This window comes from Gracilimonas sp. (assembly GCF_035704785.1).
Lineage (GTDB): Bacteria > Bacteroidota > Rhodothermia > Balneolales > Balneolaceae > Gracilimonas.
The window spans coordinates 1-12685 of record NZ_DASSWP010000006.1; the positions used below are offsets into that span (position 1 = coordinate 1).

12 protein-coding genes are annotated in these 12685 nt (G+C 43.1%); 7 read left to right on the plus strand and 5 right to left on the minus strand.

Translation table 11 applies throughout. From position 1 onward, the window contains the following. The first annotated feature begins 591 nt into the window (after window positions 1-591). The 3 genes from VFM80_RS00210 to VFM80_RS00220 are packed head-to-tail and all read left to right on the plus strand — an operon-like array spanning window position 592 to window position 1866. Window positions 592-1446: an integron integrase gene (locus VFM80_RS00210; RefSeq protein ID WP_395068381.1), complete on the plus strand. Its 855-nt coding sequence runs from the start codon at window positions 592-594 to the stop codon at window positions 1444-1446. 4 nt (window positions 1447-1450) lie between these two features. After that, on the plus strand, window positions 1451-1714 hold the full coding sequence (locus VFM80_RS00215) for a GIY-YIG nuclease family protein (protein ID WP_395068361.1): 264 nt from the start codon (window positions 1451-1453) through the stop codon (window positions 1712-1714). After that, complete coding sequence (locus VFM80_RS00220; protein WP_395068363.1) at window positions 1702-1866, plus strand: tyrosine-type recombinase/integrase; 165 nt, start codon at window positions 1702-1704, stop codon at window positions 1864-1866. The genes VFM80_RS00215 and VFM80_RS00220 overlap by 13 nt, the downstream gene beginning before the upstream one ends. Before the next feature lie 365 nt (window positions 1867-2231). Here the strand turns inward: VFM80_RS00220 and VFM80_RS00225 are convergent, their stop codons facing one another. Further along, window positions 2232-4556, minus strand: coding sequence for a S9 family peptidase (locus VFM80_RS00225; RefSeq protein WP_395068365.1), 2325 nt, complete (start codon window positions 4554-4556; stop codon window positions 2232-2234). 42 nt (window positions 4557-4598) lie between these two features. Between VFM80_RS00225 and VFM80_RS00230 the strand changes: the two genes are divergently transcribed. Both VFM80_RS00230 and VFM80_RS00235 read left to right on the plus strand, forming a co-directional pair. After that, window positions 4599-4817 carry a hypothetical protein gene (locus VFM80_RS00230; protein WP_395068367.1) on the plus strand — a complete coding sequence of 73 codons (219 nt, stop codon included), beginning with the start codon at window positions 4599-4601 and terminating at the stop codon, window positions 4815-4817. A gap of 418 nt (window positions 4818-5235) precedes the next feature. Next, window positions 5236-6045: a hypothetical protein gene (locus VFM80_RS00235; RefSeq protein WP_395068369.1), complete on the plus strand. Its 810-nt coding sequence runs from the start codon at window positions 5236-5238 to the stop codon at window positions 6043-6045. Window positions 6046-6131: 86 nt separating this feature from the next. On the opposite strand, the gene rlmD is transcribed toward VFM80_RS00235, so the two are convergent. From rlmD to VFM80_RS00255, 4 genes are all read right to left on the minus strand, one after another. After that, complete coding sequence (gene rlmD, locus VFM80_RS00240; protein ID WP_395068371.1) at window positions 6132-7550, minus strand: 23S rRNA (uracil(1939)-C(5))-methyltransferase RlmD; 1419 nt, start codon at window positions 7548-7550, stop codon at window positions 6132-6134. Window positions 7551-7553: 3 nt separating this feature from the next. Further along, window positions 7554-8102, minus strand: coding sequence for a cyclic nucleotide-binding domain-containing protein (locus tag VFM80_RS00245; RefSeq protein WP_395068373.1), 549 nt, complete (start codon window positions 8100-8102; stop codon window positions 7554-7556). A 17-nt stretch (window positions 8103-8119) separates the two neighbouring features. Then, window positions 8120-10468, minus strand: a complete 2349-nt coding sequence (locus tag VFM80_RS00250) for a BamA/TamA family outer membrane protein (RefSeq protein WP_395068375.1) — start codon at window positions 10466-10468, stop codon at window positions 8120-8122. A 135-nt stretch (window positions 10469-10603) separates the two neighbouring features. Beyond that, the gene (locus VFM80_RS00255; RefSeq protein WP_020402200.1) at window positions 10604-10858 is read right to left on the minus strand and encodes a DUF2795 domain-containing protein; all 255 of its coding nucleotides are present in this window, start codon (window positions 10856-10858) and stop codon (window positions 10604-10606) included. Between the two features lie 152 nt (window positions 10859-11010). Between VFM80_RS00255 and VFM80_RS00260 the strand changes: the two genes are divergently transcribed. Beyond that, the gene (locus VFM80_RS00260; RefSeq protein ID WP_395068377.1) at window positions 11011-11229 is read left to right on the plus strand and encodes a Sec-independent protein translocase subunit TatA/TatB; all 219 of its coding nucleotides are present in this window, start codon (window positions 11011-11013) and stop codon (window positions 11227-11229) included. A gap of 18 nt (window positions 11230-11247) precedes the next feature. Then, on the plus strand, window positions 11248-12685 hold a 1438-nt coding region (locus VFM80_RS00265; RefSeq protein WP_395068379.1), incomplete at its 3' end, for an amidase family protein.

The window sequence follows — 12685 nt, forward strand, 5'->3', positions numbered from 1 at the left end:
TAACGACCCAGCGTTTAAGCGGCGAGTCGAGTTGTTGGAATTAAGGCTGCGAACCCTAAACGAGTCCGCTTGAAACGCCTTGTTATGTGAAAACTGACTGCGTTTGAACCACCGCTAAATGTGGAAAAAGCAACCGATTACTGCAAATTAAAAAACTACTTTGTTTCCCGGACAGGCTAACCGGAAGCGTGGAACAGGAGTTTCTAACAACGCTCCGGGCGCTGCGGAAAGGTGAAAACACTTTTGAACGACTTTCCAGCAAAAATTTCTTTAAAACCACGGGCGCAGATTAGAACCGAAAAAGTGGCACACCACAAACAACGCACCGGGCAACATTAAAAGCTACGAACCCCAAAAAAGCTCCGATCAACACACACAAAAACTGAAAGCCTGGCCGGGCACATAACATATAATTATGTGGAATGAAGGAAGGTGCAAAAATTCCTTATAAAAATGCAAATGAATTAATTACAAGTCTCTGATATGTATTGAAATATGTTATCGGGAATTTTTATGAAAAATATTTCCTGCTAATATTTCCTGATAAAATCTGTAAGGAATGGCTTTGAAATCGCTCTTACTTAAAAACAAATAGGAGCATTTTATGAAAAAACCAAAACTTTTGAGCAAGTTCGTGCCGAAATAAGACGCCGTAATTATAGCTACAAAACAGAAGGCGCATATACCAATTGGATCACTCGCTATGTACGGTTTCATGATTTCAAGCATCCAAAGCAATTGGGGAAAAACGAGATAGTGGAATTTTTGAACTTCCTTGCAAACGATAAAAATGTAGCTGCTTCTACTCAAAATCAGGCACTTTGCGCTTTAGTCTTTTTATATGATCATATTCTGGATCAGCCATTCGGCACGCTCCATGACCTTAAAAGAGCAAAGAAACCCAAACGATTACCGGTAGTTCTTTCCCAAAATGAAGTCAGCCGGGTTTTACAAAATATGGAAGGGGTTAAAAAATTAGTGGTGCAGCTATTGTATGGAGCCGGGATGAGAATATCGGAAGCACTGAGGCTCAGGGTTAGGGATATTGATTTTGAATACCGGCAAATTATCGTCAGAAATGGAAAAGGTCTTCGGGATCGGGTAACTATTTTACCGGAGAAACTTCAACCTGAACTAAAAATACATATCCAAAAAGTGAAAAACTTGCATGCCAAAGATCTAAAAAAGGGATACGGCAGTGTAGTGATGCCCAAAGCATTGAGCCGAAAATACCCCAATGCAGAAACTGAATTTGGCTGGCAATATATTTTTCCATCAAAAACCCGGGCTAAAGACCCAAGAAGTGGTAAATGGCAGCGTTATCATATTTCCGGCTCATCCATTCAAAAAGCAGTAAAAGAAGCATTCCAAAAAGCACAGATCCATAAAAAGTCAGGGTGCCACACATTCCGTCATTCCTTCGCCACGCACCCCGTTAGAAATTAATCCTATGAGATATTTTTATGTATATGTATTAAAAAGTTTGAAGGATCATAAATGGTATACTGGATATACCAATGATTTAAAAAAAAGACTGAGAGAACATAATAATGGAAAAACATCTTCGACTAGATATCGAAGGCCTTTTAAGCTAATCTACTTTGAAGGTTGTCTAAAAGAGGAGGATGCCAAAGCAAGAGAAAAATATCTAAAATCAGGAATGGGTAAAAGATATATCAGAAATAGACTTAAAAGGTATTTTTGGGAGGATTAATTTCTAACGGGGCGCATCTGCTCCAAAACGGCTACGACATCCGCACCGTACAGGAACTCCTCGGCCACAAAAACTTAAAGACAACAATGATCTACACCCACGTCATCAACAAAGGCGGAAACTACATCAAATCCCCGGTGGATATCATTTAATGGAGTCATCCTGAGGAACCGAAGGACCTGCACAAGCAGTTATAGATCGTCCATCGTAATTCGGTCCATCGATCCCTCGCAAATCAGCCGGCCCAAACCACTCGGGCCGGGAGCCCCAAAATGCTATCCAAAAAAAGAAGCTGCAAACTAGTTCAAAAGAGGAGACCAAAATCCATCCATCACCCCGCTATTTAGCGGAAAGATGGATTCCAGCCGTTCCCAGATTCAACTTTCGATGTTGCTTGTTCGAAGTTCTCCCCGCCCAACCCCAGAAACCGGGAAGTCCGCAAGGCATCCCCAACAAGAACATTAGGAACATCAGGAACAAGTTCAAAACCTAACACCTAACACCTCGTTCCTAAAACCTATTCCCCAAACTCAAACTCCTTGGGCGGCTCCACACCCTTCAGATGCTTCACAAAATAATCCCAGCGTTTACGCATCATATAATCCTCGCCATAGTAACCATGTCCGCGATTTGGAAACATGATCAAGTCGAAATCCTTATTGGCTTCGATCAATGCATTTACCATCAAAAGCGTATTGTAAGGAGGGACGTTACTGTCAAGCGTGCCATGCGTTAGCAATAGTTTTCCCTTTAGGTTTTCAGCCAGCAGCTGATTGGCCTGATTGTCATAGTTGGTAGCTTGGCCGGTTGTTTCTTCTTCGGAAGGAGCAACTTCCAACAATCCTTGCCATTTCTCGCCCCAGGGGTCAGCATAATTTCGGTTGTCATGATTTCCGGCTCCTGAAACAGCCACATCATAAAAATCAGGATAGGCTAAAAGTGCACGCGTTGAAGCAAAGCCTCCTCCCGAATGCCCATAGATCCCAACCCTGCTGATATCCATCCAGTTGTGGCGTTCACCCAGCTGTTTGATCATAGCGATTTGATCGGGAATACCGTTATCACCCATGTTGCCATAGTAAAATTCATGAAATGATTTAGAACGGCCCGGCGTACCCATTGCATCTACTTCAACCACGATGAATCCAAGTTCAGCCATCGCCTGTTTGTCGGAGCGGGAAGCACGGAAAGAGCGGCTGCCCACACTTCCCGACTGCGGCCCCGGATACAGGTAGTTCAATACCGGATAAGAAGCAGAAGAGTTGAAGTTACTCGGCTTATACATCAGCCCGTAAAGATCTGTTTCCCCGTCACGAGCCTTTACGGTAAATGGGGTTGGGGCAACCCATCCGGCCTCTTTAAGTTTCGAAATATCGGCTTCTGCCAGTACCAGTAACTCTTCACCGCTCATATTACGAATGGTTGAGATTGGCGGAGTGGTGGGAGTGGAGTACGTATCCACAAAGTAAGCACCCGATTCGGAAAGGGTGATCTCATGGTTGGCCTCATCAGGAGTGAGCAGGGTAAGACCGCTTCCGTCAAAATTCACCCGGTAAAGATATTTGAAATAGGGATCTCCGTCTTCACGGCCTGAGCCGGTGAAATAAATAGTTCGATCCGGTTCATCTACCCGCAGGATTTCGAGCACGGTCCAGTCTCCTGAAGTAATTTGATTTTTGAGCTCTCCGCTTTGAAGATCATAAAGATATAAATGCCCCCAGTCCGATCGTTGTGAGAACCAGATCACCTCATTGCTGTTTTTGAGCAATCTCCAGCTGATACCGTCCACACCGGATTCGAAAAAAGTATCGGTTTCCTCTTTTAGAACAGATCGAACCTGCCCGGTATTGGGGTCTGCGGTTTGAAGATGAACATCTTGATGATTACGCGAGACAGAGACAAAAGCGAGCGTGTTGCTGTCGTTGCTCCATTCATTATCCAGAAAATTACCGCCGCGTCCTGCTACATGATCGGTGATGGTTGAACGCTGTGGATCGGCATCTTTCCTCAAACGAACTACGTTTGGAGTGGGCTCCAGATTTATGACCACCCGGTGTAAACGAAAAATTAAACTATCGCCGGGAAGGGGATACTTCCATTCTTGTAATTCCGGATGACCAACTTTGGTTGAAGCCAAGTACATTTCACCGACTCCACGAGCGTCCTGCTGGAAAGTTGAAATTCGTTTGGAATCGGGCGACCATAGCAAAACGGGGCTGTCACGTTTTGTCCATCCGGCATTGTTGGTTGCATATCCGAAATCTTGTTGGCCGTCGTAGGTGAGCTGAGTCACTCGATTCGTTTCCAGGTTCCGCATATATAAATTGTAGTCTCGGATAAACACTGCTTTTTTTCCATCCGGTGATACGGATTCATTCCAGTTTCTTTGCGGTCCATCTTTTGTTAACTCCTCACAAGTGCCGGCACTTAGCATACAGCGATAAGCTGTACCGTTGACGCTGAATCCTATTGCACTTTTTTGATCTTCGTAACTAAAATTGTTGAACGGAAGGCCGAGGGGAGAAATATCCTCGTTTCTGATTGTAGAAAGTGCTTCCGCAATTTTTTCGTGATCGAAAGCTCTTTCTTTGGTTCCGACCTCCGGATCGGCGATCATAAATTCAGTGCCGTCTGAGAGGGAATGTCGGTAGATCAGGCTGCCGTCATCAAGCCACTGCGTTCCCGATATGGTTCCGTGCACCAGATCATTGGTATTGGAGGATAGAAAAGTTTCGGCGCGTTTATAATCTTCTTCAGTGACTTGCTCAGAGTTAGAACTGCAGGCCGAGGTCATCACAAATAACAACGTAAAAACAAGAAAAGTGGAAGAACGGAATTTCATATTCGATAAATATTAATTAGAGCTATACTGTGAATATAGAGAATGATTAGACTTCTTCAAGTAAAACTATGTCACCCGGGAGCAGAAGACGGCAACTACATCAAAATCCCCATGGCTGCCATTTACCCGAGTCATCCTGAACCGCCATCCGGCGGTGAAGGACCTACACAAGCACGAAACAACATTCATTCCTTGAAGATGCTTCGGAAGTATCCTCAGCATGACTGTAAAAGAAAGTATGAACCTAAAATAATCATTTAAACCAAGCTAAGTCATCCTGAACTGCCAGCCGGCGGTGAAGGACCTGCACAAGCACGAATCAGCAACAAGCCAAAATGAGCCGGAATATTTACCAACCCACAAACAGTATAAATCGTCCATCGTAATTCGGTCCATCGATCACTCGCAAATCAGCCGGCCCAAAATGTCATCCAAAAAAAAGAAGCTGAAAACAAGTTCAAAATAGGAGGCCAAAATCCATCCATCACCCCGCCATCCGGCGGAAAGATGGATTCCACCCGCTCCGAACCACTTAGACCTGGAGCTTCCGCAAGCCATTCCCAACGCGGACCCTGGGAACGAGTTCAACTCTCAACTTTCAACTCTCAATTATCAATTATCAACTCCTAACTCCCAAAACTAAATTTCATCTAACCTCCTCAACCTCTAAATTCAGGCAATGAAAATTCTTACAGCCATTTTCAACTTCTACCTTCAAAGCAGTATTCACGTATCTTTAGCTGTGACCTCACTTGCAGTGATATCCGTTATGCAAATAGGTTTTGTTCCCGAACCGTTGGTTTTGATCTTCATCTTTCTTGGAACCATTGTTGGATATAATTTTGTGAAATACGCAGGGGTCTCAAACCGACATAACCTGAAGATCACTTTAAACGTCAATCTTATTCGTGGTTTTACGGGTTTGTGTTTTTTGGGGTTGATCTATTTCGGCCGGCTACTCCCTATAGACGTGCTGATTACAGCTGCTATGTTTGGATTCCTTACACTTCTATATGCAGTCCCACTTTATAAAAACAGGAATTTGAGAAGTTTATCTGGAATCAAGATATTTATCATTGCGCTGGTATGGATGGGAGTGTCGGTATTGGTGCCTCTTACATATCATAATCTCAGTTTCAATCTCAGAGTATTTTACCAATGTCTGGAGATCTTTCTATTTGTGATTGTACTGACCCTTCCTTTTGAAATTCGTGATCTCAAATATGACGAAAATAAACTCGGAACTATTCCACAAAAGCTGGGTGTCAAAAGATCAAAGTGGCTTGGTACAGTACTTTTGATGTTAGCAGCAGTGGTCGCTTTTTTGCAAAACTATAGGAGTGATCTCGGTCTCTTCATTACTCTTGGAATCTTCCTTCTCACGCTGATATTGCTATGGGCTGCCAAGAAAGATCAGGGAAAATATTACGCGGCATTTTTAGTGGAAAGTGTACCGATCGTTTGGTTAATCCTGCTTCTGAATTTTTAAATTCTTTTCTGATAACAAAATATATCCTCAAGAATCTATCTTTCGATAGTAGGGGATAGAAGAATAAGGGAAGAAACCTGAGATCTCTACTCTTCAGGTTCCCGAAGTTTCAGTTTAGCGACGGCTTCAATGTGATATGTTTGGGGAAACATGTCCACAGGTTGTACTTCTTCGATCTCATATACCTTATTGAGCTCTTTCAGGTCTCTTGCCATGGTAGAGCTGTTGCAGCTTACATACACAATGCGTGGCACCTTAAGTTCGCAAAGCCGCTCAACCACATCCGCATGCATACCGGCACGGGGCGGGTCGGTGATCAATACGTTGGGGGCTCCATGTGTTTTTACCACTTCTTCCGTAAATACATCTTTCATGTCACCTTTGATAAAGGAAACATTTCCAACATTGTTTTCTTCGGCGTTGAATCTGGCATTTTTTACCGCTACATCCACCAATTCAATTCCCAACACATGCTTAGCGGGTTTGCTCATGAATAGGCTCAGGGTTCCGACTCCACAATACAGGTCATACACAATATCTCCGTCTTGCAGCTCGGCATAATTTCTGGCGATCTCATACAGCTTTTCAGCTTGTGCCGTATTTGTTTGAAAGAAAGCGTTCGGATGGATCTTAAAAGTGAAATCTCCGATCTCATCAACAATGAAGCCGGGGCCGTGTAATACTTTTTCAAACCTTCCGATAGCAGTAGGGCTCTTGGTGTCATTCACATTATTCACAATGGTGGTGATAAATGGGAATTCTTCCAGCAGTGCCCGGGCCATTTTTTGCATTACTTCCTGATCATCCTGAAAAGTGACAAGGTTTACCATGAAATCGTCCGTGTGGTGTGAATTACGGATCATAACGTGGCGCATAAAGCCGGAATCCTCAAAAGTGTCGTAAGGGGTAATACCATGCTCAATGCAATAATTGCGAACAAAATCGAGGATCTGAAATGATTCGGGAACCTGTAAATGGCATTCTTTCAGGTTCAGGATCTTATCAAAACGTCCGGGAGCGTGAAGTCCTGCAGCGAAGGCAGAATCATCTACATATTCATCGCGATTGATTTCTTCCTGGGTGAGCCAGCGTCGTGCACTTATGCTGTACTCCATTTTATTCCGGTAGTAGAATTCCTCGTCAGCACCTATTCCCATTTTAACGATAGAGCCATCGAGATGTCCGATCCGCTCAATATGATCACGAACTTGTTGTGTTTTGAACTCCAGCTGTTTCGCGTAGGGGATATGTTGCCAGCTGCAACCGCCACAAACATTAGCATGTCTGCATCTGGGTTCTATGCGGTGGGGACTTGGTTCAAGGATCTCAAGCAGTTTAGCCTCACGGTACTTTTTCTTCTTTTTGATGATCCGGGCTATTACTTTATCGCCGGGGGTGGTTCCGGGTACGAATACTGCTAATCCGTCAACTTTTGCTAAACCTTTGCCTTTAAATGCTGCATCTATAATTTCCAGTTCTACTTCCTGACCTTTTTTTAGTGCCATGATCTATGTGGACTCCTCGGGGATATCTGCGTAATACGTTTTAAATTGAATGTTTAATGCGACATGTTCACTGGTTACTTCCGCTAATTTGGTTGCGGTGGTCTCCAGCTGCCGCAGAGCAATGTTGGTAAGTGTTTGCAAAAACTTGACCGCTATTTGGGGATGGCGGTCTCTCAAAACCTCAAAATCCGGCTTAAAGAAACCCAAAAGATCGCAATCGGTAACGCAACGTGCCGAAGATTTACGTCGCAGGCTATAACCTATTGTAAGAGCTCCGAAGCTCTCCGGAGATTTTAACTCAAAATCAGAGATAAGCTCATCAGGGTTTTCTTCATCCGGGTTGCCAATGGTAAGCTGTATGGTTCCCTCCTCAATAAAGTACATTCCGGTACCGGGATCATTCTTATAGAATACGTATTCGCCTTCTTTATAGCTGCGGCGGTGGCATAGCTGTAAAAATTCATACCTTTCAGCAGGGTTCAGATTAGCCAAAAACTTGGACTTGAACACAATGTTCGACTGATCTTTTAAACGTTTTATTTTATCAAACATAGCAGCTTTTATTGAGGTTAAAAAGAGTGACCGATACCGAAACTGAAATATAATTGCTTATTGTTTAACCAACCAGCCTGAAGGTCGTGCAGGCGGAAGGTAAAATCAAACCGAACTACTATATATTCCCAATCAAGGCGAATTCCAGGGCCGCTGCCTACAGCTATCTGATTATAGAAATTGTCAAATCGAAAGCGCCCTTGCTCCAGCCTGTCTTCATTATTCTCATCTCTGAAGTCATTCCGCGGGCCGTACCAGATATTACCTGCATCCGCAAATAGGGCAGCGTACCAGTTGGCTCCAAGAAAATTACTGATAAAAGTTTGACGAACTTCCATAAAAGCAGCTAGTTTTATTTCCCCTCCGGGAATGTTAACATTTTCCGTTGATATATCCCCGGGCCCTAGCTGAAATGGAGCCCAACCTCGTATATCATTGCTTCCACCTGCAAAAAATCTCCTGTTAAGAGGTATGGAAGTAGAGCCTCCATAAGGATGGGCAAAGCCGCCGTAAAGCCGCCAGGCAAACACTCCGTTTTCTGAAATAGGATAATAACGTCGGTAATCGGCAGATAGTTTTACAAAACGGCTGTAGCTTAAACTGTTGTTGCTGAGCTTAAACAAGGCCGGGAGATTTCCTTCCAGGGTATCCGGTGTGGTAATATAATTGTCGATCAAATAAGGAATATTTCCGCCTAATGAGACCGAATATTCGCTGTAATAACCGCGATTTCGCTTAATGATATCGGTATTTTGACTCCTAAAGGAATATCGTATTATGGATGAAACCTGTGGGTTGAAATCTTCGAGAATACGCTGTAATTCAAAGGCATCCACAATGGTTCCATCTTGCAGGGTGTCTGAACCAAATTCTTCTCTGAGGTTCCTGATGTATGCATCCGAAGGGCTTGTATCTACAACATCTAATTCTACCAAATCGAGATAACTTGAGAAAATAGGTGTATGATTTACTTCATATCTAATGTTGAAACCGACATCAGAATTGATGTCGAATAACAGCTGATCAGATCGGGTGTACGTCAACAGATACCGGGTAACACCGCTGGTAAAGCCCGGTCTGTTATCAAGTGCATTAAAAGGGAAGTTCAAACGCGGAACCGAGTAGTCGGCACTGAGTTCATAGCTGCGGAAAACTGAAGATTGTGTGGCTGTGGGATCTATTTCCTCCAGAACCGAAGGGCTTACAAATTCGAAGCTGGCATTGGCACCAATGGTCAGATTTTCGGCATTTCCAAACACGTTATTGTTGTTGTAATCAACCCCAAAACCGGTGCCATATCCATAACGCTTCATTCCAAATAGTTCAGCGGATATACTGTGCTTTGTCAGGGTCTGAAGATCGAAATAAGTTGGGATCATATCCTGACTGAAATCAGGTTGAGTTTGATTTTCGCTTTGACTAAACCTCTGTATATACAGCATTCCAAGATTTTGAAACTCATTGACCGTCTCCAAATATAGAGAGTGATTGTATCGCTCTCCCGGTTTAAAAAGAATTTGATCAGAAAGAAGACTGAACTTGGTGCGGGTCCCGGGTTCTTTTTCCAGTATAATAGTTAGGGTTGAATCCGTTGTATGCGGAGGTCCGCGTAGGGTATCCTTTTGAGTGAAGTTAACCGGCGGTTCTGCGTCACTTAATCGAATTCTGACATCTCCGAACTCATAAACCTTACCGGCATTTATTAGGTAGAGTACATCGAGCGTATGGGCTTGAGTGGTATCATCTTTTACCAAAGCTATCACTGAATCTCGCTGAATGGAAGCATAACCGTTATTTTTTAAAAAAGTGATAATGCGTTGCTGTTCAGTGCTAAGCTGTTGTGAGCTGTACTGCTGATTTACGGTATAGGTTGTATCATTGATCCTTCCACGGGTTAAAGCACTCCCTTGTAAAAAGTTAAACTTCTTCTGTGGATCACTGAAATTAGGCATTCCGCTGTAGGATACCGTCTCGATCTGATAAGCCGGGCCTTCTTCGATAATAAAAGAGACCTCGACCCTGTCGGTACGATATTCAACTATGCTGGTATCAACATTTACATCCAGAAATCCCAGCGATTCATAATATAAAGCGATACGCTCCATATCATTTCCAACAACTTCTCGGCTTAAATAGGCGGGTTCTTCACCAAATCGCCCATTTGTAGTTTTCCATATAAAATACCAGGGAGTAAAACGGGGAATACTCAAAAACTCTCTGTTTGTTCTGGTTCGCACCAAAGTAGTAAGAGTGCGATCTTTTATGTTGTCATTCCCGGAAAACCGAATCCGGCGTACCACATCTTCGGTATTGGTTTCTTCCTGGATGGCTTGCGCATAAGTCGCTGGCGGATAAATAAAATCCATCCATGTAAATATACATAGCGAAAATGCAATTATAAGCTGGCGATAGATAGGTTTATGCAAGGGAATACAGAAAAAACGGTTGGTTTCAATTAATAACAAAATTCAACCGCAGCCTCTGATTAATAAATTTAATAATTAAACGTCGTCGTAATCGAAGCCTTCATCTTCCTCGTTATGGAAAAAGTCTTCTTTACGGATGTAATCAGGCCAGATATCTTCTATACCTTCATATACAGGTTCTTCACCTTGTTCAATTTCTTCGAGTTCTTCGAGATTTACAATTACCTGGTTAGGCAGGCCATTGCGTTCTGCCCATTCAATAAGTTCTTCTCGGGTGGCCGGGAAGGGGGCATCATCTAAAGCTGCGGCTAATTCAACGGTCCAAATCATAATTATGTTATTATTTTAAAATGAATGACTGTAATAAACACAAGTGTCAATAAAACACAAGTGAATAAATAAAATTTTTGTTCCAAATTCGTGCCGAAAATATTGTTATCTTCGCACAAATACATCAACTAAATCCTGAGAGGATTATTTTTATGTTTAATAGTGTAGGTGCCCCTGAAATTCTGATCATCGCCATCGTGGTGTTAGTGTTATTTGGAGCAAAAAGAATTCCTGAATTAGCCCGTGGTTTAGGCCAGGGTATTAAGGAATTCCGCCAGGCTTCAAAAGACATCAAAAAGGAAATTGAAGAAAGTTCCCGTGATATCAATGATGCAGCAAATCACGAAGAAACCACTTCTAAAAGCAATTAAAAGCAGAAATTGAACTACATGACTATTGCCGAGACTCGAGAAAAAGTCTTATCTGGAGAAACAAAACTTCGTGACATTGTAGAGCATTATATTGAACAGATCAAATCACAAAACAGCAGCATAAACGCGTATGTTTATACCGATTTTGAAGCTGCTTTGACCCGTGCCGGAAAGATCCAAAAAAAGATCGATAATGGCACTTCCGGTAAACTTGCCGGCGTGGTAATGGGCATCAAAGATGTGATTTCTGAGCGAGGAAAGAAATTAACTTGTGCGTCAAAGATACTTGAGAACTTCGAAAGTGTGTATGATGCCACAGTAATTGAACGCCTGAAAGCCGAAGATGCTATTCTTCTCGGCCGTTTGAATATGGACGAATTTGCCATGGGCTCTGCCAATGAGTACAGCAATTTTGGACCGGTCAAAAATCCCCATAACACAGAAAAAGTACCGGGTGGTTCTTCGGGCGGAAGTGCCGCTGCCGTAGCATCAGATATGGCCATGGTTACTCTTGGTTCCGATACCGGAGGCTCCATCCGCCAGCCTGCTTCTTATTGCGGAGTGGTAGGATTGAAGCCCACATATGGACGGGTTTCAAGATACGGATTGGTAGCTTTTGCTTCTTCTTTTGATTGTATTGGCCCTTTGGCAAATTCGGTGGAAGATTCTGCACGGGTGCTGGATGTTATAGCAGGATTTGATGAACGTGATAATACTTCCTCACAAAAAGAGAAAGAGGATTACATCTCTGCAGTTCAAAATCCTAAGAAGAATATTAAGATCGGCGTCCCGAAAGAATTTTTTGGAGAAGGTCTGGATGAAGAGATCAAGACCGGAGTGAATAAGATCCTTAAAGATCTTGAGGCAGATGGGGCAGAATTGGTCCCGGTTGAATTGCCACATACTAAATATGGAATTGCCACTTACTACGTTTTGGCTACTGCTGAAGCCTCCAGTAACTTAGCCCGATATGATGGCATTAGATATGGCCATCGTGCCGATAAGGATGAAATGCTGGATGAATTAAAGCAAGAAGAAAAGGCGCTGAAGGAACGATTTGAGCTCGCAGAAGGGGATGCTAAAATTGCGGCTCAGGAAAAACTGGCTAAACTTGATTCCCCGCTTATTCGCCTCTATAAAAAATCCCGTACTGAAGGATTTGGAGATGAAGTAAAACGCAGAATTATGCTGGGTACTTATGTATTGAGTGCCGGTTACTATGATGCCTATTATGGAAAAGCTCAAAAGGTACGGCGGCTTATTCAGGAAGATTATAAAAAAGCGTTTGAGAAAGTGGATGTGATCGTAAGTCCAACTGCTCCGACAACAGCTTTCGACCTCGGTGCAAAACTGGATGATCCGATCCAGATGTACCTGAATGATGTGTATACAATCAGCGCCAACTTAGCGGGTATTTGTGGGATCAGCGTTCCTGCCGGTACACACAGCGATGGAA